Below are 21,591 nucleotides of genomic sequence, written 5' to 3'. Positions count from 1 at the left end.
CCCCGCGCCCCTAAAGGAGGGCCCGAAGGGCCCATCAAGGGGCGCGGGGAACTGCGCGACCAGCCCCCACCGGCCCGCAGCTACAAGATCGCGCTCAGGATCACCAGCAGCACCACGAGCACCGCGGCAGCGATCAGCACCGTGTCCCGCCACGGAGTGGGGGGTGGGGGGACCGTGACCGGGCCCAGGTTGAAGACGTCGTGGCCCGTCGAGAGCGCTCGCGCGCACCACGGGCAGGACGACAGGTGCGAGCCGTACGAATGGCGCGGCCGAGCCGAACACACCCGTACGTTCGCCCGCTCGCGGTCCAGCGCCCGCAGCCAGTCCTCCGCCGAGGGGCGGGCGGACGGATCGTGGACCCCGGCCCCGAACGCCGCCCGGGCCAGCGCGAGCAGCTCCGGCGGCAGCACCGACGGGTCCACCGTGCCGCGCGGCACCACGACGACCTCCGGCGACACCACGTACGAAATGCTCGCCGCGATGTTGTCCTGCACCGTCGACTCCGACACGGACTCGTGCGGCACACCTCCGAAGGGGTGGTTGCCCGCCGTCAGGAGCTGGTAGACGAGGACCGCGAGCGCGAAGTCGTCGCTCTCCCGCGTCGCCGGTCCCCCCGCCTGCCGCTCCGGCGCCGAGTAGTCCGTGGTGTGCATCAGGCACGGGAACAGCTCCCCCGTCACCGGGTCCGTGAACGCGATCGAGTCGCAGTCCAGGAAGGTCACGAAGCCGTTCGCGTCGACCACCACGTTGCTGCTGGAGAAGTCCCCGATCACCAGGTTCTCGTGATGCATCCGGGCCGTCATGAACGCCAGGTTCCAGCTCACCCCGAGCAGGAACCGCCAGTCCGCCCGGTCGTGGAACAGCCGTACCCGCTGCGCCCGCGTGAACAGGCCCACCAGCTGGACGTGTTCGGGCTCCCCGAACCGCTGCATCGCGTAACCCAGGAACTCCCCGGCGGGCGACCGCGCGGGCGCGGTCGGCCAGGCCAGTTCCGGCCGCTGGGAGCGGTCCGTGGGGCGGCCGCCCAGCGGCGCCATCGTCAGCATCCGGTTCAGCCGCCGCTCCTGCTCCGGCCCCGGCCGGTCCCGGTACAGCTTCACCACGATGCCGTCATGGCCCTCGACCGTGTACACCGCCGCCTGGCCACCGCCCTTCAGAGGCGTGTCGGCGAGCACCACCGCCACATCGCCGAGCAGCACCGTCCGCCCGCCCGGGGCCGTCACGCCGCGCCCCCGACCCGTACCGCCCGCAGCAGTGTCTTGTCGTCGCCGTTGAGCGCGGTCAGCCGGTCGGAGCGGAGCAGCGCGGCCAGTTTCTCGTCCTCGGCCCCGGCCGCGACCGCCCCCGAGTCGAGGGAGCGCAGCACGGCCGCCGCGAAGGACTCGTTGGCCGCCTGCGGGACCCCGCCCGACCAGGACAGGGCCGCCTGCGCCAGGCCGTCCGTGGAGAGCAGGACGGCGTCCACGCCGTCGTCCCGTACGCAGTCCGTACGCATCCGGCGGGCCGCGTCCGGCGAGGTGAGGAAGACCGTCTCGTTGCTGTACTCGCTCACCGCCTCGGGCTGCGGCAGCAGATGGAACTGCCGCTCTCCGTCCTCGGTCCCGGCCCGCAGCACCACGAACCCGTCCCCCACGCTGCAGTGCCCCAGCCAGCCGGGCGCGAGCACCACCACGGTGAGCGTCGTCGCGAAGTCGGCCGAACCGCCCGTACCGTCCATGAAGTCGTCCGCCACCCGCTGGAACGCCTGGCGCAGCACCCGGTGCGCGAACGGGCCGTCGCCCTCGGAGGCGGGCAGCCGGCCGAAGTGCTCCACCGCGAGGTCGACCGCGAGCCGCGAGCCCTCGTCCGAGCGCGGCCTGCTGCCCGCGCCGTCGGCGACCGCGAGCACCGTCACGGAGCCGTGGGTGGCGCAGCTCCAGGCGTCCTGGCACGGCACGTCGTCCCGCCGGTGCCGGTAGCCCTCCACGCTCAGGCCGTGCACCCGCCAGCTCCCGTTCGTCCGGGCGGCCATGGCCGCTCAGGCTTCCCAGGCCGGGCGCTGCGTCTTGAACTGGCTGAAGATCTTCTCGAAGACCTCGTCGCCCGCGCCCTTCTGCTCGGCGCCCGCGCTCGCCGACATCATCTGGAGCAGCTGCCGGAACGGGAAGCCCTGCAGCCGCGCGTTGAACTTGGGCGCGAACGCCTGGAGCACCTGTTCCGCCATGTCGGTCAGGCCGCCGACCCCGATCGCGTACAGCCGGAAGCGCCGCGCCGCCTGCTCCTCGGCGAGCACCGGCACCAACCGCTGCCAGGAGTGGGTGAGATGGCCCGTGCCGTCGGTCGGCAGCCCGTCCGTGACCAGGCAGATCTGCGGCCGGTAGTACTGGAGCCCCTGCGAGCGCAGCTCGGTCTTGCGGGCGGCCACCACATGCATCGCCAGCTCCAGGGCCTCGGTCATCAAGGTCACCCCGGAGGCCGTCAGACGCGGCGCCTCGAACTGGTGGGCCGCCACGAACGGGCCGACGGGCGCACCCGGTTCGAGCGGCCGCGCCCCGCGCCACGCGGTCACGCCGCGCCCGCCGAAGGTGATCACGGCGACCTCGACGCTGTAGCTGAGGCTGACGTCGTCGTGGAGCTCGCGGGTCCATTCGCCGAGCGCCTGGTTGAGGGCGTCTATGGGCGGGCCGGTCATCGAGCTGGAGGTGTCGAGGCAGAGCACCAGCGGCAGCCGTTGGGCGTTGTTCTCGAACTCGATGTCGGCGTACTCCGCCGGAAGCGTCCTGGGTGGCTGCTGCCTGCGCATCGCGGTCTCTCCCGGTCCGGTTCGGTCTCTCAACTGCCGTGCGGCGCACGGTCTCTGGTGATGCGTACGGTCTTGTCGCCGCCGTCGTACGCGTACAGGACTCCGGCGTCCCGGCCCCGGCCCTCCGTCACCTCGACCCGCGCGCCGGGCCCGGGCGCGGGCTCCTCGGGCTCCGCCCACAGGGCCCGGTAGAGGCAGTCGTCGAGCTCCACGTATCCCTGCGGGTGCAGTTCGGTGCGTACGACGGCGGTACGGCTGGGGCCCGAGGGACCGCCGACGTCCCGGCCGTGGGTGCGGCGGCGGGCGGCGGGGGCCGCCGTGGCCACCGCCGTCGCCGTGGTCGCCGCGGTCGCCCGGCGCGTGGCCGTCTGCCTCGCGTGCGACCCGGCGCGCGAGAGCGTGTGCGACGCCGACGGGGCGACGGTCGCGTACGCCGGGCGCGGGCCCCGCGAGCGGCGTACGACGAACACGAACGCGGCCAGCAGGACGAGCAGCAGCGCGGCGATGGCGAGCGCGGGCAGCGGCAGCGAGGAGCCGCCGCCGCCCGCCTCGCCGACGTCGTCGGTGTTCTGGTCGAGCGGGGCGGCCAGACCCGCCTTGAGGAGGTCCTCGCCGCGCAGCGCCTTCTCCGCCCTGCCCTTGTGGGCGGTGGCGTCGATGAGGTCGCACGCCTTGCCCTGGCAGGCCCCGATGCTCCTGAGCTGGGTCACGGTGGCGCCGTCGAGCCGGGTGATCTCGGCGTCCCGGTCGACCAGCCGGTCACCGGCGAGGAACAGCAGCAGCGTGCCGCCCGCGCCGGTGGGATGCCCGGCGGGGACGAGGACGACGAGCGGGCCCCGGTCGAACGTGGACTTGTGCTGGGAGAGGTTCCAGGCGTCCCGGTTGCCGTCGAGCGCGAGCGGCGTGTGCAGGGTGACCACCACCGACGCGCCCTCGGTGCCGACCCGGTCGGCCCAGCAGTTGAGCCGCGTGGGCAGGTCCCCCGAGCAGCCGCCCCTGGCGAGGGCCGGGGCGGCCGGGACAAGGAGCAGCGGCAGCAGTGCCACGGCGAACAGCCCGGCAAGACCGGCCACTCCGGCCACTCCGACCGGTCCGGCCGCGCGAAGTCTCAGCCGGAGAAACCGGCCCCACCTGGTCCACCGGAGACGCCCCATGAGCGAAACCCTCCCCCGACCCCCGAAACGCACATCGCAAATAGTGGCGCCTGAACGGTGTGTCCGAAAGGCTTTTGGCCATTCACGCGAATCACACCTACAACTTGAACACCTGGTGGCACCGCGTGAACATCTGCCGCGCCTGTTCCACCCAATCGCTGGCCAAAGCATCGAATTCCTGCTGGTTCATCCGGCAGGAGAGCGGCAGGGTGCAGACCCCCGCGATACAGGGTCTGGGGCCGCGTACGTCCCACACCGACAGCATGGGGACCAGCTGTTCGGTGTTCCACGCGTTCGCCGCGGCGGCGGCCGTCGCCAATTGGTCGCCGCGCAGAAAGCGGCCGTCCGTCATAAAGGCGACCAGCAGCCTTTTGGTGGTCATGAACCGGACGGTGACGGATTTCCCCGACTCCGTGAGATCGAATCGCAGGGACAGCGAGACGGTGTCCTCCTCGCAGCGGAAACTGCGCCCGGCCGCCCACCGGTGGACCAGCGTCCGCCAGCGGAAGCCCAGTTCGGTTCCCTCGCTCATCACCGGCGCCCCCTCAGCGTGCGGCACGGCCCACCGCCTCGATCACCATGGCATCGTCGAGCCCCGCGTCGAGCAGCGTCTGCGCGTGCAGCAGCAGACAGGACGGTACGGAGACGCCGGTGGCCGCCACCTGCCGGGCCCGCATCTCCCCGGTGCGGACCCGGATCCGCCGGGCGACCGTGGGCGGCGGCCAGGTCAGCGCCTGCGCGTTGGCCGCGTCCGGGCCGAGCAGCCGCGCCAGCAGCTCCTCCAGACCGGGCCGGTCCTCGGGCCGCTTGGCCAGACACCGCCCGACCAGTTCTCTCAACTCGCCCGGTACGTCGTCGAGTTCGGGCTCACCGTGCACCACCCGGTAGTTGACCCCGGCGCCATGGCCGTGCGGGGGATGCCCGGCGACCGCGTACACCAGGGTCCCGCCCAGCGAGAAGACGTCGCTCGGCGGCCCGACCCGCTTCCCGGTCATCTGCTCGGGCGACATGTAGGGCGGCGTCCCGAGGACGGTCCCGGCCCGGGTGAGCCCGGGCGCGTCGGCCACCAGCGAGATGCCGAAGTCGATGACGCGCGGCCCGTCCGCGGCGAGCAGGACGTTCGACGGCTTGAGGTCGCGGTGCACCACCCCGGCCGCGTGGATGGCCTGCAGCGCCTCGACGAGGCCCGCCCCGAGCCGGCGCGTCTGCCCCTCGGTCAGCGTCCCGTCGGTCCTGATCGCCTCCGACAGCGCGGGGCCGGGTACGTACGCCGTTGCCAGCCACGGCAGTTCGGCCTCCGGGTCGGCGTCCACGACCGCCGCCGTGAACGCCCCGCCGACCAGCCGCGCGGCCGCGACCTCGCGCGCGAAGCGGCTGCGGAAGTCGGGGTCGGCGGCGTGTTCGGGGCGTACGACCTTGACCGCCACGGCCCGGCCCGCGGGCGAGCGGGCCAGATACACCCACCCCATCCCGCCCGACCCCAGCCGCCCGACTATGCGGTACGGCCCCACCCGCATCGGATCGCTGACCGGTGTGCGCACCCCGCCACCTCGCTCGGCACTCGGTTCGACCGCGTTCAGGGTCCGAGTGTCCCGCTAACGCCCCCGCGTGGCTGCCGGGATGACGAAAAAACGCCCTCCGAAAGCATGCCGGCCCCCGGGGCCGTGAGGGGGCTCCGGGGGCTCGGCGTTCACGCGGCGGGGCAATTCGTGACCCCACAGGTCAGGGCGGATGTCGGGTTGCACCGCCGCGAGAATCAGGGGGCGCGGGCCGGGGCCCGCGCCGGGTGCGGGCTCAGCCCAGTCGCGTCACCAGCGCGCGGTACTCGTCCCACAGCTCCTTGGGCGTGTGGTCGCCGAAGGTGTTCAGGTGCTCGGGGACCAGCGCTGCCTCCTCGCGCCAGACCTCGGCGTCGACCTTGAGCAGGAAGTCGAGGTCGGCGGCGGGCAGGTCGAGCCCGTCGGTGTCCAGCGAGTCGGCGGTCGGCAGGATGCCGATCGGGGTCTCGACGCCCTCGGCCTTGCCCTCAAGGCGCTCCACGATCCACTTCAGGACGCGGCTGTTCTCGCCGAAGCCGGGCCACACGAACTTGCCCGCCTCGTTCTTGCGGAACCAGTTCACGTAGTAGATCTTGGGCAGCTTCGCCTGGTCCTTGCCCTTGGCGACGTCGATCCAGTGGCCCATGTAGTCGCCCATGTTGTAGCCGCAGAACGGCAGCATGGCGAACGGGTCGCGGCGCAGCTCGCCGACCTTGCCCTCGGCGGCGGCGGTCTTCTCGGAGGCGACGTTGGCGCCGAGGAAGACGCCGTGGTTCCAGTCGAAGGACTCGGTCACCAGCGGCACGGCCGAGGCGCGGCGGCCGCCGAACAGGATCGCCGAGATCGGCACGCCCTTGGGGTCCTCCCACTCCGGCGCGATGATCGGGCACTGCCCGGCCGGCACGGTGAAGCGGGCGTTGGGGTGGGCGGCCGGGGTGTCGGAGGCGGGCGTCCAGTCGTTGCCCTTCCAGTCCGTCAGGTGGGCCGGAGCGGTCTCCGTCATGCCCTCCCACCACACGTCGTTGTCGTCGGTGAGCGCCACGTTGGTGAAGACGGAGTTGCCCCACATCGTCTTCATCGCGTTGGCGTTGGTGTGCTCACCGGTGCCGGGCGCGACGCCGAAGAAGCCCGCCTCGGGGTTGATCGCGTACAGCCGGCCGTCCTCGCCGAACCGCATCCACGCGATGTCGTCGCCGATGGTCTCGACGGTCCAGCCGGAGATCGTGGGCTCCAGCATGGCGAGGTTGGTCTTGCCGCAGGCTGACGGGAAGGCGGCGGCCACGTACTTCGACTCGCCCTGCGGGGGCGTCAGCTTGAGGATGAGCATGTGCTCGGCGAGCCAGCCCTCGTCGCGCGCCATGACGGACGCGATGCGCAGCGCGTAGCACTTCTTGCCGAGCAGCGCGTTGCCGCCGTAGCCCGAGCCGTACGACCAGATCTCGCGGGTCTCCGGGAAGTGCGAGATGTACTTGGTGGAGTTGCAGGGCCACGGCACGTCGGCCTCGCCCTCGGCCAGCGGCGCGCCGAGCGTGTGGACGGCCTTGACGAAGAAGCCGTCGGTGCCGAGCTCGTCCAGGACCGGCTGTCCCATGCGAGTCATGGTGCGCATGGAGACAGCGACGTACGCGGAGTCGGTGATCTCGACGCCGATGGCGGAGAGGTCCGAGCCGAGCGGGCCCATGCAGAAGGGCACGACGTACATGGTGCGGCCACGCATCGAGCCCCGGAAGATCCCCTTCTCGCCCGCGAAGATGGCCCTCATCTCGGCGGGAGCCTTCCAGTGGTTGGTCGGCCCCGCGTCCTCCTCCTTCTCGGAGCAGATGAAGGTGCGGTCCTCGACCCGTGCGACATCGGTCGGGTCGGAGGCGGCGTAGTACGAGTTCGGGCGCTTGATCGGGTCGAGCTTCTTGAACGTCCCCTTGGCGACCAGCTCCTCGCAGAGCCGCTCGTACTCGGCCTCGGAACCGTCGCACCAGACCACCCGGTCCGGCTGCGTGATGGCTGCGATCTCGTCTACCCAGGAGATCAGTTCCTGGTGGTTGGTCGGGACAGAAGTGGGAGCCGCGATGTCGCGCGCCACGATCGCTCCTTGTAGAGGGTTCGGTGAGCCCCTGGTGAGGGTCTCTTCGTTCGTTGCCCCGTGGGGGCTGCGACCCGGACGCTTCGGTGTTACCTGGCGCTCATCCGGTGCCGACCGCACTCATCTGATCATCGGTGCCACTCGCCCATATGTCCAGAGGCACTCTCACGTGAGCATCGCCACTCATTGTTCACCTCGGAGGCATGTGGAGGGCGTAAGGCGGAGGCGTACGGTTACGGGCCGCACCTATCCGTAACCTACGGAGCCGTAGGTAGCATGCGGGACATGACTGATCAGGTGACGGCGCTCGCGCCGACAAGGCCTCAGAAGCCCAAGCTGCGGGGCTGGCTGCACGCCGGGATGTTCCCAGCGGTGATCATCTCGGGTCTGGTGCTGACCGCGCTGGCCCACTCGACCCGGGGGCGCATCGCCTGCGGGATCTACACCCTGACCGCCTGTCTGCTCTTCGGCGTCAGCGCGCTCTACCACCGGGGCGACTGGGGGCCGCGCGGCGAGGCCGTCCTGCGCCGGCTCGACCACGCCAACATCTTCCTCATCATCGCGGGCACCTACACCCCGCTCACCCTGCTGCTGCTCCCGGACTCCACCGGCCGGGTGCTGCTGTGGGCGGTGTGGGCGGCGGCGGCCGCGGGGATAGCGTTCCGGGTCTTCTGGGTCGGCGCCCCGCGCTGGCTCTACACGCCCTGCTACATAGCGATGGGCTGGGCGGCCGTCTTCTTCCTGCCCGACTTCCTGCGCACCGGCGGCATCGCGGTGCTCGTCCTGGTCGTCGTCGGCGGACTGCTCTACAGCGCGGGCGGTGTCATCTACGGCATCAAGCGCCCCAACCCCTCCCCGCGCTGGTTCGGCTTCCACGAGGTGTTCCACTCCCTCACCCTGGCCGCCTTCGTCGTGCACTACGTGGGGATCTCCCTGGTGGCGTACCAGCACGGGTAATTTCTTGACGCCAGCTCCTTTTTGAGAGTTACTGTCACTTGACGGTAACTCTTACGGAGGTGTGCCATGACCCAGGCGTCAGGTCCCGATCCACGGCGCTGGTGGGCGCTGGGAGCGATGGTCGCGAGCATGCTGGTGCTCGGCTTCGACATGACGATCCTCAATGTCGCGCTGCCGACCATGGCGCAGCAGCTCGGCGCCACCACCGGCCAGCAGCAGTGGATGGCCGACGCCTATGTCGTCGTCTTCGCCGCCCTGATGCTCCCGGCCGGGCTCCTCGGTGACCGGTTCGGCCGCCGCCGGATGCTCATCACCGGTCTGGGGATCTTCCTCGTGGGCTCGCTCATCGGCTCGCTCACCACCAGCGTCGGCGCGGTCATCGCGGCCCGCGCGGTCATGGGCATCGGCGGCGCGCTCGTCATGCCGCTCGCCATGGCCGTCCTGCCGACGCTCTTCCCGGCCGAGGAGCGCACCAAGGCGATGGGCATCGTCACCGCCGCCTCCGCGCTCGGCCTGCCGCTCGGCCCGCTCGTCGGCGGCTTCCTGCTCGACCACTTCTGGTGGGGCTCGGTCTTCCTGGTCAACGTGCCCATGGTCGCCATCGGCATAACGGCCTGCGCGCTGCTGCTCCCGGAGACCCGCGACCCGGCCGCGCCGCGCGTCGACGCCGTCTCGACCGCGCTCACCGCCGCCGGACTCGGCTCGCTGATCTACGGCATCATCGAGGCCCCGACGCGCGGCTGGGGCGACTCGGTGGTGCTCGCGACCCTCGCCGCCGGCCTGGTCCTGATCGCGGGCCTGGTCGTACGGGAGCGGCGCGCGGCCCGTCCGATGCTGGACATGAAGCTGCTCGGACACCGCCCGTTCCTGCTGAACACGCTGGCCGCGACGCTGGTGATGTTCATCCTCTCCGGCCTGATGTTCGTGCTGCCGCAGTACCTCCAGGCGGTGCTCGGCAACGACGCGTTCGGCACCGGGGTGCGGATGATGCCGCTGATGGCCGGGCTGATGGTGGCCGCCAAGGGCAGCGAGCCGGTGGTGCGGCGGTTCGGGGCGCGCGGCGCCATCAGCGCCGGGCTGATCGTCCTCGCCTTCGCCGCGTTCCTCGGCGCCCGTACCACCGTGGACAGCGGTTACGGCTTCACGGCGCTGTGGCTGACGATCACCGGCGTCGGCTTCGGCTTCGCCATGGTGCCCGCGATGACGGCGGCGCTCGCGACCCTGCCGCCGGACCGCGCGGGCAGCGGCTCCGGGCTGCTGATGACCGTACGTCAGGTGGGCAGCGCGATCGGCATCGCCCTGCTCGGCTCGCTGCTCGCGGGGATCTTCACGGACCGGCTCGACGTGGCCGGGCTGCCGGGGGCCGCGGCCGGCAGGGCCGGGGACTCGGTGGTGGCCGCGCATCTGGTCGCGGCCAAGCTCGGCGACCGGCCGCTGGCCGCCTCGGCCGACTCGGCGTACGTCCACGGCATGGACATGGTGCTGCTGGTCTGCGGGGTGGCGGCGGTGATCACCGCGCTCCTCGCGGCGGCGCTGCTCAGGAATCCGGCGGCGCCTTCCGGCCAGCCGGCGGGCGACGTGGTGCCCAGCGCCGTGGATGCCTGAGAACGTCGACGGATGCCGGAGAATGTCGACATGCCCGCCACCGCACGTACGCCGAAGTCCCTCGACGCGCTCGCCGAGGACATGCAGCCGCAGCTCGGCCTGCGCGAACGCAAGAAGCTCAAGACCCGTATCGCGATCCGGCGCGCCACGTACGAGCTGATCGCCGCGCAGGGGTACGAGGCGACGACGGTCGAGCAGATCGCGGAGGCGGCCGAGGTCTCCCCCTCGACGGTGTTCCGCTACTTCCCGACCAAGGAGGACATCGTCCTCACGGACGAGTTCGACCCGGTCATGATCGCCGAGCTGCGGGCGCGCCCGGCGCACGAGCCGGTCCTCGAATCACTGCGGCACGTCGTCCTCCTGGGCCTGCGGCTCGCCCTGGAGCACGACCCCGAGGAGATATTCCAGCGCACCCGGCTGCTGGTCGAGGTCCCGGTGCTGCGGGCCCGGATGATGCAGTCGATCTCCGTCACCTCCGGGATGCTCTGCGAGGTGCTGGCCGAGCGGTCCGGGCGGGCCGCCGCCGACCTGGAGGTGCGGGCGTACTCGATGGCGGTCCTCGGCGCGCTCCACGAGACGACCGTGTACTGGGCCGAACACGAGCACCGGGACGACCTCGTGGATCTGGTGAACCGGGCGCTCGACACCGTGCGCGACGGCATATGACGCGGCCGGGCCCCCACCCTCCGCCGAGGGTCGGGGCCCGGCCGTCGCCGTACCGGCGTCAGCGCTGGCGGGCCGCCAGGGCCTTGGCCGCCTTCATCCGGGCCGGGGCGGTGGCCTCGATGGTGCCCGCGCCCTCGCCCGGCTGGAGCTCCCAGCCCCGCAGCTTCGCCGCGACCCGGCGCAGCGCCGCGTCACCCGGCTTCACGTCGATCTGGAAGTGCGACTCCTTGGCCGGCGTCAGGTCGCCGCCCCACTTCACGACGCCCTCCAGGTCGGCGAGGATGTCGCGGACCACGACGAGCTCGTGCGGGAAGAATCCGCCCTGCGCCCGCGCCGGGTAGAGCAGCGGCCGGATCGCGATCGCGGTGCCCGAGAGGTAGTTGCTCTCGTACGCGGCCGCCACCGTGCGCGAGGTGGTGTGCCCGGAGACCTCGCCCGCGCCGAGCGAGTCGATCTCGTAGTGGAAGCGCCGCACCACGTGCGTCAGCACGGTGGCCACATCGCCGTCGGCCGCGTCGAAGTGGACGCCGCCCGTACCCTCGACGCGGTGCGCCGGGGCGTGGTCGAGCACCGGCCACCCGTTGGCGCTGTTCTTCTTGCGCCACTGGCTGGTGGCTGCCGCAACGGGCGTCGCGGCGGCGGCAGTCGTCGCCATCCCGCCCGAGGCGAGCACGGCCCCACCGGCGACACCGAGCCCGGCGAGCAGAAAACGCCGCCGGTCGAGGCGTATGGCGGGGGTGATGACATCACGCATGAACAAGGGTTCCTTTCAAGACGGATGGAGGCAGGTGCGGCCCTGAAGGGGCGCGGGGAACTGCGCGACCAGCCCCCACCGACCCGCAGCCGAAGAACCGCACCTGCACAAAGGCACCTACACGCGGGCGCTACGCGCCCTTCGCGTTCGCTTCCTGCATGACCCGGTCGTGGAGCTCGTCGGCGAACGCCTGGCAGAACTCCATCAGCTGCGCCTCCGGCAGATCGCCGGGCATCGTGGCGTTGGGTGCGAGCTGCGTGATGAGGTACCTGCGACCGGCCGTGATCACCGGGTCGATGACCGTCGTGAGCATGCCCTTGGCCATGGCCGCGACATTGTCCACGCTGCCGCCGAACCGCATCTCGAAGAAGTCCCGGAAGCGGGTCAGGGCGCCCATGTCGCGCTCGCCCTTGCCGTAGTGCTCGCGCGCCACGTCGAGGAACTGCCCGCCCTGCTCCAGCCGCCGGGCGATCAGATAGCCGTCCGCGTCCTCGATGAGGTCGTCCAGCGGGAACGTGGACTGCACGCCGACCTTCGCGAACTTCGCGTGCACGTAGCCCCCGCCGGACGGGTAGCTCTTGATGTCGCGCTGCCACTCGCCGTAGAGCGTCATGAGGTCGCCGCCCCAGCCCGAGACGTCACCCGCGCCGACCGTGCGGATGTTGCTGGTCTGCGGCTTGACGTAGTGGCCGTTGGCCGTGGCCAGCAGGTGCTCGGTGCCGACCCTGATCCCCGTGACCGGGTCCTTGAACTCGTCGAGGATCTTGGCGCCGTGGCTGTCGGCGAACTTGATGAAGTCCGCGTCGGGGTAGCCGATCAGCGACCCCCACTGGAAACCGCCGTACCCGATGTGGCGGGCGTACTCCAGGGTGAGCCGGTTCGGGTCGGCGGTGCTGGTGGGGGTGTTCGTGTACTGGATCGCCAGCGGGAAGATGACTTCCAGGTACTTGATGAAGTCGTCGGCCGGGGACACGGTCTTGCGGACCGAGTTCTGCCCCTCGTCGCTGTTCTTGCGGTGCGCGTCGTTGTCGAGGTCGAACGTGTCACCGCCGGAGCTGAACTTGAACTCCTTGATCTGGTTGAACGCCCAGTTCGGCGGCAGCGGGAAGCCGAGGTTGCCGGAGAAGCCCCAGGACATGCCGGAGACGAACGAGTACGCGGCGTCCGCGTGCTGGCTGACCTGCGTACAGACGTTGCGCGAGCCGTAGACGCCGTGGGAGTAACGCGCGCCCTTGTTGGCGAGGCCCGCCTTGATCCCCTGGAAGTAGGGGACGATGTTGGAGGTGATCTCCTCCGTGGTCGCGTCGTAGTCGACCGCGAAGTAGATGGTCGTACCCCGGTTGAAGCCGTAGCCCTCCGCGTGCTCATGGGCGTTCAGCGCGTGGCTGAAGCCCTGCTCGTACGTGAAGTCGACCAGGCGCCGGGCGTTGTCCTGGTAGATCGGGAAGACGCTCAGACCGGCGGCGAAGATGTCGTCGAGTTCGCCGTCCTTGATGTTCTTGTCGAGCGTGCTGCCCGGCGGGTCGAACAGGTAGCGGCCGACATAGCGGTAGCCCGCCTTGTACAGGGCGTCCGCGCGCGGCCGGGTGATCCGGAACCGGGTGTCGCACGCCAGGGTCGAGCGCTCCGGGTCGCCGGTGGAGACCAGCAGCTGCGCCCACGTGACGTAGTCGCCCCGGCCGTCGCGGCTGTCCAGCTCCGAGAACTCCTGGAAGATCTTGACGAACTCGGTGAGCTTGGAGTCGAAGGTGCTTCGGAACGTGGTGGCGACGTTGGAGGTGCCCTTGACGATCGGGGAGTTGAAGACACAGGCGGCGGAGAAGAGCTGGACGAAGATGCCCGAGTCGCCCTCCTTCATCACGTGCTGCTTCAGACCCGCCTGGGTGCCCGGGCCGAACGAGCCGGTCGCCTGGTCGTCGGGTATGCCGATCTCGTACTGGATCGCCTTCATCAGGGACTTCTGCACATCGCGGGAGTACACGCCGTCGGCGGGCCCGATGAAGAACGACGACTTGCCGAAGTAGCGGCCGTTCAGCCAGCGCTGGACCTCGCGGACCTTGTCGGTGCCGCCCGGGACCGAGACATAGGCGTCCATGGTCAGCAGCGCCTTGAAGATCTTGGGCTGGACCAGCAGGTCCGAGTTCTCGATGCCCGCGTCGACCTTGAGCTTGCCGACCGACTTGGCGGTGGCCAGGTCGTAGTTGCCGTTGCCGTCGCCGCCCCAGTAGCCCTTGCAGAACAGGGCGTGCTGGACGATCCGCTTGATGTTGGCGTTCGGCTCGTTGGCGCCGATGTCGCCGCGCGCGGCCAGCTTGGCGAGCGTGCCCGGACCGAAGCTCGCCACGAGCGGGGTGATGCCCAGCTCGACCTGGAGCGCCATGGTCAGCGAGAACATCGTCGACCAGCCGGTGCGCCCGTCCTCGGGACACTTCACATAGCCGGGGACCGCCGCGTACGTGGCGTTGACCCACTTCTGGGCAGCAAGAACTCTGTCGTCCGCCATGTTTCTCTTTCTGATGAGCGGGGCTCGGGACTCGGGGGTGCGTGAATCCTGATGGCGGAACCCGTGCCGAACCGCGGCGCGGCTCACCTGCCCGTACGGGCAGGGTGGTCAGAGCGGCGCGCGTGGGCAGATTTCCCCGCATCACCTCGGCGTCGGTTTCCCCCGTCGACCGCCGATGGTGCGGTGATCATAGCCGACGGATCCGACATCCTCGTCATGTACAAGCCATGGCCAGACCTGTCGTACTATCTCCCACTGCAAGTGATCATTTACGATCTAGGGGGACAACTCATGGGTATGGGCAAGAAGTTCGCCATGGCCGCGGCGACCGGTGCGCTGACCGTCACCGGCCTCGCCGCCACGGGCGGAACCGCCTTCGCCGGGACCAACGGACAGCAGATCGTCATCGACGACTCCACGCGCCGGGTCGAGTCGATCAAGATCCAGGGCCTCGACCAGCACGGCGCGCCCGCCACCGCGTGCCTGATCACGTCGGGTTACGAGACCAAGATGCCCGGCTGGTGGTGGCGCGACTACATGCACTTCAGCAAGTGGACCGACAAGACCTGCGGCCAGAGCGGCGGCAGCTGGCTGGGCTCGCAGGACGAGTGGGTCCCGGCGTGGCAGTCCCCGGACCGGGGCGACTGGTACTACATCGGCATCTTCAAGAACGACAACTGACGTTTTACGAGGACGGTTCCCCGCGCCCGAAGGGGCGCGGGGAACTGCGCGCCCAGCCCCCACCGGCCCGCAGACAAACACCCGCGCTCAGGACAGCGCCTCCCGCAACGCCTCCACCCCCGTAACAGGCGCATCGCAAGTGAACTGCCGGCACACATACGCCGCGGCCTCCCCCGCGACCAGCGGCCGGTCCGCCAGCAGCGGGAACTCGGACGCGTCCTTGGGCAGCCCCACCGCCACCACCGCCCCCGGCGCCGTACCGAGCAGCGCGGCCCGGTGCAGCTCGCCGCCGGGCGGGCCCACCACGGCCACCTCGCGGGGCCCGTCGAGCAGCGCCTCGGCCGCCGCCAGGCCCCAGCCGATGAAGCGCGGGGCACGCGGCCCCAGCGCCTTGACCACGCCCAACGCGCCCTCGGCGGCCGCGCGATGGGCCGACGAGCCGGTGTGCGCCGCGTACGAGAGCAGCGCGGACGCCGCCGCCGTCCAGCCGGACGGGGTCGCGCTGTCCGTCGGGTCCTGCGGCCGCCGGATCAGCCGCTCCGCGTCGTGCGCCGTGTCGTACAGCGCCCCGCCGTCGCCCCGGAACTGGTCCAGGACGATGTCGAGCAGGAACCCCGCGAACTCCAGCCAGGCACCCTCACCGGTCACCCCGGCCAGCGCCAGGAAGCCCTCGGCGACGTCCGCGTAGTCCTCCAGGACCCCGGCGTTCGCGCCGACCTTGCCGTCCTTGGACGTACGGGCCAGGCGCGCGCGGCCGCCCGACACGTCGAAGTGGACCCGTACCAGCAGGTCCGCCGCCTCGGTGGCCCGCTCCACCAGGTCCGGCCGGTCGAAGTAGGCGCCCGTCTCGGCCAGCGCGGCGATGGCCAGACCGTTCCAGGCCGCGACCACCTTGTCGTCCCGGCCGGGCCGGGGCCGCGCCTCGCGGGCCGCGAAGAGCCGGTCCCGTACGCCCGCGTCCAGCAGGCCGCCGTCCTGCGGGAGCTGGAGGACCGAGGCGCCCTCCTCGAAGGTGCCCTCCTCGCTCACGCCGAAGTGACGCGCGGCCGCCGCGCCGTCCCGCTCCCCCAGCACCTCGGCCAGCTGCGCGGGCGTCCACACGTAGAACGCGCCCTCCACATGCCGCCCGCCGCCGTCGTCGCTGTCCGCGTCCAGCGCCGAGGCGTAGCCGCCCTCGGCCGTGCGCAGCTCGCGGACCATGAAGTCGGCGGTCTCCAGGGCCACCCGGCGGGCCAGGTCGGAGCCGGTGGCGCGCCACAGGTGCGCGTACACCCGGCACAGCAGCGCGTTGTCGTACAGCATCTTCTCGAAGTGCGGGACCACCCACCCGCGATCCACGGAGTAGCGCGCGAAACCGCCGCCGAGCTGGTCGTAGATGCCGCCGCGGGCCATCCGCTCGCAGGTGTCGGCGGCCATCTGGAGCGCGCCCTCGGCGCCCGTACGGGCGTGGTGGCGCAGCAGGAACTCCAGGGTCATCGACGGCGGGAACTTGGGCGCGCCGCCGAAGCCGCCGTGCTGCTCGTCGTAGTCGCGGGTGAGCCCGAGCAGCGCGCCCGCAAGCTCCTCCTCGCCGGGCACCCCGGCGTCCCCGCCGTGGCTCAGCTCGCGCTCGGACAGATCCCGTACGACCCTCGCCGCGACCTCGCCGACCTCCTCGCGCCGGTCCGTCCAGGCCGCCGTCACACCCTCCAGGACCTGCCCGAACGACGGCATGCCGTGGCGGGGGGCGGGCGGGAAGTAGGTGCCGAAGTAGAACGGTTCGGCGTCCGCCGTCAAGAAGACGGTCATCGGCCAGCCGCCCTGCCCGGTCGCGGCCTGCACCGCCTCCATGTAGACGGCGTCGACGTCCGGGCGCTCCTCCCGGTCGACCTTCACATTCACGAAGTGCTCGTTGAGATACGCGGCCGTCGCCTCGTCCTCGAACGACTCATGGGCCATCACATGGCACCAGTGGCACGCTGAGTAACCGACCGACAGCAGAACGGGCACATCACGCCGCCGTGCCTCCTCGAAAGCCTTCGGCGTCCACGGCCACCAGTCGACCGGATTGTCAGCGTGCTGAAGCAGATAAGGCGAGGTCACACCAGCCAACCGGTTCATACGCCCCAGCCTCTCACAGCACCTGCCGCGACCGGTGAAACCCCGACGAGCCCGCCTCACTTGGCCGAACTGCGCTTGTGCGCCATCACGTGGTGGGCGACTCCTTCCCCTGCCGAGTCGGACGACTCGGCACCTCGGAACAGTAGGCTGGGCGCAGCAGAACTGGACCCGCGAGGCTCCTCGAAGGAGGTACACCATGACCGCCGAGATGGTGGCGCCCGCCTGGATGCATGCGCAGATCAGCGCGGAGCAGTACGACTCCTGGTCCGAGGAGCAGTGCGCCGGCATCGAGATCGTGGACGGGATGGTCATCGTGAGCCCGAGCGCCTCGAAGCGGCATAACCGGCTGGCCCGCATCCTGGCCAATGCCCTGGACGCCGCTGCGGGCCCGGACTGGAACGCAGACACGGACTTCGACGTCCGCTTGCAGGACGTTCCGCTCACCAACCGCCGCCCGGACGTCACCGTCTACCGGGCGGAAACCATCGACCTCACGCCCACCCGCCCCGAGCACGTACTCCTGGTCGTCGAAGTCGTGTCGCCCGGCTCGGAAACAACTGACCGGATCGTGAAGGTGGACCAGTACGCCAAGGCCGGCATCCCCTTCTACTGGCGGGTCGAGCAGGCCGCCACCGGTATCCCGATCATCTACACCTACGTCCTCGACCCCGCCACCAAGGCATACAGGGACGGCGAGATGTTCACCGGCACGGTGAAGGCCACCGCACCTTTCTCCATCACGGTCGATCTTGGGGTCATGTAAGCGCAGAGAAGTCGCCCTTGCAAGCCGCCACTGACGGGGAAGTCGCAGCCGCCGACTACGCGCTCGGGGTCGAGCTCCCCGAAGGGCGAGCACGAGTTCGACGCCTACAACGATGGCTGCCTTCCCAGGTACCTGGCCTCCTCCGGGCGCAGCGCCTTGCGTCTGTCGCAACCGACCGTGGCGGAGGTGCCATCGGATTCGACGACGGCAATGCGTGTGGGACAGGCCCAGACGAAGTAACGCTGAGCCGGATGGTTGGTCGTGTGCGGGGATCTCGCGGGGCGCTGCTTGGACGGGATCGTGTACTTGCGCAGCTCGGCCTGGGCTCCGTGGTCGGGGCAGACGGGCGGGTGGAGCAAAAGTTCGGCGTTCTCGTGGTCAAGGATGTGGCGGGCGAATCGGCGGCCCCGGAACGGGACCATGATCTCCCGCCGACCCTGACCACCCGGCGCATGCGACAAGGTGTTGAGGCTGCCGAGGAAACAGAGCTGCTCGTCGATCACCAAGATCTTCTGGTGCATGTCCTTGATCTCCACCAGAGTGTCGGCCACCGCCTTGAGGTCCGGCAGCCGACGGGCGGCGTCGGCCGCAGTGGCCGGCTTCGCCAGCTGGCCCTGGAGCAGGCTGTCGCTCTCATTGGTGACGAAAAGGTGGATCCGCACGCCGCGGTGGCGCGCGTCATGAAGGCGCGGGAGCACCTCCCACATGCGCTTGGTGTACCAGGGAGACCAGAGCCAAATACTGTGGCGGGCCTGGTCAATGGCGTCGAGGGCGTCGGGGTAGTAGGTGTCCTCGTCGTGGATGGCGGTGTACCGGACGTGGCCTTCGAAGGCCTCCCAGATCTCCTGCTGCAACGGGTTCAGTCCCGTCGACTCGGCAGGCGGCAGGCCGAGGAGGTGATCAGAGCGGACGCCGCGCACCAGCGCCTCGGGCTCCGCTCTCGCCATGTCCCGCAAATGGGCCAGCACCGTCCCGTTCGCCGCTCTGGCGAGGGCGTCCCAGGCGGCAATCACGTAGACACGCTGGCGGGCCCGGGTCGCACCCACGTTGAAGAGTCTGGCCCCGTCCTTGGGGAAAGAACGCGCGCCCTTGAAGTCACCGGCGGCCGTCCATCCCGACAACACACCGTCCTCCACCAGGTCCAGAACGACCACGTCGAACTCCCGGCCCTGGAAGCGGTGCGCCGTACCCACCTCCACCACAGGGGCGCGGAAGAGACGCCCCTGGTCGTGGAGCCAGTCGTGGGTCACCTGGGCCTGCGCCTTGTACGGCGTGACGATGCCGACGCTCTCGCCCTCGTCATGGTGGCGTTCGGCCAGCGCGGTCGCCAGCAGACTGCCGGCCACCCACCAGCGGCCGGTTCCACCCGGCGCCCGTCGTACGCTCGCGATTCCATCGCCTCCCTCGCCGAGCCCGTCGGTCGTGACCAGGATGATCTCCGGGTCGAGGACACGGTCTCGCACCGGGCGGGCCGACGTGAGCATGCCGCCGTAGGCGATCCGGTTCACCAGGTCGGTGGTGTCGGGTCCGAACCGGTGCGTGGTGAGCAGCGCCGCGCAGCCGGGGTGCGCCAGCGCGTCGGCGGGTGTGCGGACGCCCACCAGCTCGAAGCAGTCCGTGCGAATCCACCGCTCCAGCTCTGGCTGCTTCGGCACGCGCTTGGGCATGACCGGGCCGAGCTGGCAGAAATCGCCGAACAGGACAACGGTCTCGTTGGCCTTGGCGACCGCGACGATCAGTTCGGGTAGCAGCGCGGCTCCGGCCTCGTCGACGAGGACGACGTCATAAGGCCCTTCGGCCACAGTCCGGTTGAGTCTCAGCCGGGCGAGCGTAGTGGCCACCACGCTCGCCCCGCGGATCAGCTCGGGCTCGGCCTGGGAGCGCCGGCGCGCCAGCTCCCGCACGAGCCGCTCGTGTTCGCGCTCCAACTCGCGTTGTCCGGCGAGCAGTCCAGCACAGGAGGTCCGCAGTTCCCGGAGTCGGACGGCCAGCCGGGGAAGGCCGGCACTCTCGGAGGCGGCCACCAGATCGGTGTCCCCGGGCTGAGGATGGTGATCCTGCTGGGCCGCCCGCAGCCGGTGTGCGGCGGCCTGCGCCGTCTGCTGGACGAGGGCAAGGTCCTGGTTCACCTTGGCCTGGTTGGCAGCAGTTGAATCGATCAGCGCCAGTTGCAGGCGCAGCGCGGCGTCATCGACGGGATGGGCCGCCGCCCGTGCCTGGGCGATCTGTCGGCGCAGCACCTCGTGGTGGGCAGCGTAGGTCTCGGCGGCTTGGGCGACCTGCTGGTGGAGGGCATCGCGGCGTCGGCTCCGCTCAGCTCGTTCACGCTGGATCTCGCCACGCCGTCGTCTGGTCCGCAGGCGGCTCCGCCCGTCGAGTTCACGTTCCTCCGTGTCCAGAGCAACCAGGGCGGCCTCGGTGTCGAACAGCGCGGCCCGCAGCTGCTGCTGGCTGTGCTCCCCCTTCTCGATCTCGGCCAGCCACCGGGCCATCTGCTCCAGCAGAGCCCGCTGGGGTGCCCAGCTCTCCCACCGGCCCAGTGCCTCCTGATGTTCGTCTGCAGCCTGCTCGCTCTGAGCCCGAGCGTCCGCCTCACCCGCTTCAGCTGCCTCCAGTTCGACCGCGAGGCGCTCCACCAAGAGGCCATGGGCAAGTCGCCCCTTGGCCTGCTCGTACGTGTCGGGATCAAAGCCGGTGAGCCGGGCCTCCGTCTCGCACAGTTCAATCAGCTTCGGTTCGCCTGCCAGGGTGGCGAGTTGCTCGGCGACGCCTTGCACCGCCTGCTCGGCCTCCGCCGCCTTCGCCCGCACCAGCAAGGGCAGCGAGACACGCGGGTCCTCGGCCACACGGCGGAGCGCGGGAGAGCCGACCCGGACCATCAAGCCGGGTGGCAGCGAAGAGCGCTCCTTGAGTACCCCTTCCAATGCGTTGTCCACCGCCACGTTGGTGCCGGAGACCAGCAGGACCCGCTTGCCTCGCAGGGCCAAGTCGCTCAACGCCCGGGTCAGCACGGTCGTCTTCCCAGTACCGGGCGGCCCCCAGACCAACCGCAGGCCCGGCGAGGTGCAGGCCAGGTACGCCTGTGCCTGGCCGCCCTTCAGGACACCGCCGCAGGCCGAGGTCTCCGAGGGGGCAACCGCGTCGATCCTGCCGCCGACCAGCCGCTCTGTGAGTCCGTTGTCCGGCAGGGCCGCCAATGCCTCGCGCAGCGAGCGAAACAGGAAATCAGGCGGCCGCCGCACCGCCCACAGCGACATTCCGCTCCGGGGCGCGTGGGGCGCCACCTGGAGACGGACCCGCTCCGACTCGACCTGCCAACCGAGCACGGTGAAGGACCGGCTCTGCTGATCGTCGGGTCCGGCCCCCGTGGCCAGCCGCATGTCCTGGAGGTCGTCGGGATCGATCCGGCTCGCAAAGGTGGACAGCCCGTACCAGCCGTCCTCCAGGTAGTGGACGTCCCCGACCTTCGTGTGCCGCGTTGACTCCGCACGGCCACCAGCGCGGCCTTCACCGGCCAGCACCTCGTCCACTGCCCGAACCAGCTGCTCCATCCACTGCGCCAACGTTCCCCCACCTGGCCCACCTGGCCCGCCTGGACACGACAACAGCGATTTCGGCAACTATCCCACGCTGGTCAGACCCTGTGTGTCCTTGTCATACGCATCACTGAGCATCACCACATCGCCCCACCGGAAGGCCCTCGCACCCCGGACGCACCCACGAACGAGCCATCCGGAATCCACCGCAGCGTGGGGTGCGCCTCTGCGATGATCGGGCCGTTGTGAGGCGGGATCGAGCCGGAGGAAGGCACCTATGGCCGATTCCAAGCTGGGCGACGGCGAGTTCACCGGCACCAGTGGCAGCTGCTGTACCCGACGAGCAGCTGGAGCAGATACGGGGACGCCTCATGGGCCAGTGAGCTCTTTCAGAGTGGCCACTGATCGGGTGACGGGCTGATGTCCCGCAACACACGAGACTCCTGTGCCGTTGAGAGAGGTGTTCGACGTC

At 70.5% G+C, this 21,591-nt stretch carries 16 protein-coding genes; 5 read left to right on the top strand and 11 right to left on the bottom strand.

The features are described from left to right. Positions 1-80: 80 nt before the first annotated feature. From ACGFRG_RS34735 to ACGFRG_RS34705, 7 genes are all read right to left on the bottom strand, one after another. On the bottom strand, positions 81-1,223 hold the full coding sequence (locus ACGFRG_RS34735) for a hypothetical protein (RefSeq protein WP_361431928.1): 1,143 nt from the start codon (positions 1,221-1,223) through the stop codon (positions 81-83). Further along, positions 1,220-2,011 (bottom strand): PP2C family serine/threonine-protein phosphatase, encoded by a 792-nt coding sequence (locus ACGFRG_RS34730; RefSeq protein WP_361431930.1) that lies wholly within the window; start codon positions 2,009-2,011, stop codon positions 1,220-1,222. The genes ACGFRG_RS34735 and ACGFRG_RS34730 overlap by 4 nt, the downstream gene beginning before the upstream one ends. Before the next feature lie 6 nt (positions 2,012-2,017). Beyond that, on the bottom strand, positions 2,018-2,782 hold the full coding sequence (locus ACGFRG_RS34725) for a hypothetical protein (RefSeq protein ID WP_361431933.1): 765 nt from the start codon (positions 2,780-2,782) through the stop codon (positions 2,018-2,020). Positions 2,783-2,811: 29 nt separating this feature from the next. Continuing rightward, a complete protein-coding gene (locus tag ACGFRG_RS34720; protein WP_393270493.1) occupies positions 2,812-3,855 on the bottom strand; it encodes a hypothetical protein in 1,044 nt (347 codons plus the stop codon). Positions 3,856-4,033: 178 nt separating this feature from the next. Continuing rightward, positions 4,034-4,468 carry a hypothetical protein gene (locus ACGFRG_RS34715; protein ID WP_393270490.1) on the bottom strand — a complete coding sequence of 145 codons (435 nt, stop codon included), beginning with the start codon at positions 4,466-4,468 and terminating at the stop codon, positions 4,034-4,036. A gap of 13 nt (positions 4,469-4,481) precedes the next feature. Continuing rightward, on the bottom strand, positions 4,482-5,477 hold the full coding sequence (locus ACGFRG_RS34710; RefSeq protein ID WP_361431941.1) for a serine/threonine-protein kinase: 996 nt from the start codon (positions 5,475-5,477) through the stop codon (positions 4,482-4,484). 253 nt (positions 5,478-5,730) lie between these two features. Beyond that, entirely contained in the window at positions 5,731-7,554 is a 1,824-nt protein-coding gene (locus ACGFRG_RS34705; protein WP_393270487.1) for a phosphoenolpyruvate carboxykinase (GTP), read from the bottom strand. Positions 7,555-7,830: 276 nt separating this feature from the next. Here ACGFRG_RS34705 and ACGFRG_RS34700 point away from each other — a divergent pair, with 276 nt between their 5' ends. From ACGFRG_RS34700 to ACGFRG_RS34690, 3 genes are all read left to right on the top strand, one after another. Then, entirely contained in the window at positions 7,831-8,511 is a 681-nt protein-coding gene (locus ACGFRG_RS34700; protein ID WP_361431947.1) for a hemolysin III family protein, read from the top strand. Positions 8,512-8,577: 66 nt separating this feature from the next. Then, positions 8,578-10,116, top strand: a complete 1,539-nt coding sequence (locus ACGFRG_RS34695; RefSeq protein WP_361431950.1) for a DHA2 family efflux MFS transporter permease subunit — start codon at positions 8,578-8,580, stop codon at positions 10,114-10,116. 30 nt (positions 10,117-10,146) lie between these two features. Beyond that, positions 10,147-10,782 carry a TetR/AcrR family transcriptional regulator gene (locus ACGFRG_RS34690; RefSeq protein WP_393270484.1) on the top strand — a complete coding sequence of 212 codons (636 nt, stop codon included), beginning with the start codon at positions 10,147-10,149 and terminating at the stop codon, positions 10,780-10,782. 58 nt (positions 10,783-10,840) lie between these two features. Here ACGFRG_RS34690 and ACGFRG_RS34685 read toward each other — a convergent pair whose 3' ends face one another. Together ACGFRG_RS34685 and ACGFRG_RS34680 are read right to left on the bottom strand one after the other, a co-directional pair. Further along, positions 10,841-11,536 (bottom strand): hypothetical protein, encoded by a 696-nt coding sequence (locus ACGFRG_RS34685; protein WP_361431955.1) that lies wholly within the window; start codon positions 11,534-11,536, stop codon positions 10,841-10,843. Between the two features lie 130 nt (positions 11,537-11,666). After that, positions 11,667-14,039, bottom strand: a complete 2,373-nt coding sequence (locus ACGFRG_RS34680; RefSeq protein WP_361431957.1) for a glycoside hydrolase domain-containing protein — start codon at positions 14,037-14,039, stop codon at positions 11,667-11,669. Positions 14,040-14,330: 291 nt separating this feature from the next. On the opposite strand from ACGFRG_RS34680, the gene ACGFRG_RS34675 reads away from it, so the two are divergent. After that, positions 14,331-14,720, top strand: a complete 390-nt coding sequence (locus tag ACGFRG_RS34675; protein ID WP_361431959.1) for a hypothetical protein — start codon at positions 14,331-14,333, stop codon at positions 14,718-14,720. 87 nt (positions 14,721-14,807) lie between these two features. Here ACGFRG_RS34675 and ACGFRG_RS34670 read toward each other — a convergent pair whose 3' ends face one another. Then, the gene (locus tag ACGFRG_RS34670) at positions 14,808-16,820 is read right to left on the bottom strand and encodes a thioredoxin domain-containing protein (protein WP_393270480.1); all 2,013 of its coding nucleotides are present in this window, start codon (positions 16,818-16,820) and stop codon (positions 14,808-14,810) included. A 196-nt stretch (positions 16,821-17,016) separates the two neighbouring features. Between ACGFRG_RS34670 and ACGFRG_RS34665 the strand changes: the two genes are divergently transcribed. Then, positions 17,017-17,583, top strand: a complete 567-nt coding sequence (locus ACGFRG_RS34665) for a Uma2 family endonuclease (protein ID WP_393270478.1) — start codon at positions 17,017-17,019, stop codon at positions 17,581-17,583. A 104-nt stretch (positions 17,584-17,687) separates the two neighbouring features. Here the strand turns inward: ACGFRG_RS34665 and ACGFRG_RS34660 are convergent, their stop codons facing one another. After that, entirely contained in the window at positions 17,688-21,134 is a 3,447-nt protein-coding gene (locus tag ACGFRG_RS34660; protein WP_393270476.1) for an AAA domain-containing protein, read from the bottom strand. Between the last annotated feature and the right edge of the window lie 457 nt (positions 21,135-21,591).

Origin of the sequence: Streptomyces sp. NPDC048696, assembly GCF_043198895.1 — a bacterium.
In the GTDB taxonomy this organism is placed as follows: Bacteria; Actinomycetota; Actinomycetes; order Streptomycetales; family Streptomycetaceae; genus Streptomyces.
Note: the sequence above shows the minus strand (reverse complement) of the source record. Positions and strands in the feature narration are given on the sequence as shown.

Coding starts and splice junctions, on each gene's coding strand:
- ACGFRG_RS34730 (WP_361431930.1), bottom strand. CDS start 2,011: ATGGCCGCCCGGACGAACGGGAGCTGGCGGGTGCACGGCCTGAGCGTG.
- ACGFRG_RS34725 (WP_361431933.1), bottom strand. CDS start 2,782: ATGCGCAGGCAGCAGCCACCCAGGACGCTTCCGGCGGAGTACGCCGAC.
- ACGFRG_RS34715 (WP_393270490.1), bottom strand. CDS start 4,468: ATGAGCGAGGGAACCGAACTGGGCTTCCGCTGGCGGACGCTGGTCCAC.
- ACGFRG_RS34700 (WP_361431947.1), top strand. CDS start 7,831: ATGCGGGACATGACTGATCAGGTGACGGCGCTCGCGCCGACAAGGCCT.
- ACGFRG_RS34695 (WP_361431950.1), top strand. CDS start 8,578: ATGACCCAGGCGTCAGGTCCCGATCCACGGCGCTGGTGGGCGCTGGGA.
- ACGFRG_RS34690 (WP_393270484.1), top strand. CDS start 10,147: ATGCCCGCCACCGCACGTACGCCGAAGTCCCTCGACGCGCTCGCCGAG.
- ACGFRG_RS34685 (WP_361431955.1), bottom strand. CDS start 11,536: ATGCGTGATGTCATCACCCCCGCCATACGCCTCGACCGGCGGCGTTTT.
- ACGFRG_RS34680 (WP_361431957.1), bottom strand. CDS start 14,039: ATGGCGGACGACAGAGTTCTTGCTGCCCAGAAGTGGGTCAACGCCACG.
- ACGFRG_RS34675 (WP_361431959.1), top strand. CDS start 14,331: ATGGGTATGGGCAAGAAGTTCGCCATGGCCGCGGCGACCGGTGCGCTG.
- ACGFRG_RS34670 (WP_393270480.1), bottom strand. CDS start 16,820: ATGAACCGGTTGGCTGGTGTGACCTCGCCTTATCTGCTTCAGCACGCT.
- ACGFRG_RS34665 (WP_393270478.1), top strand. CDS start 17,017: ATGACCGCCGAGATGGTGGCGCCCGCCTGGATGCATGCGCAGATCAGC.
- ACGFRG_RS34660 (WP_393270476.1), bottom strand. CDS start 21,134: ATGGAGCAGCTGGTTCGGGCAGTGGACGAGGTGCTGGCCGGTGAAGGC.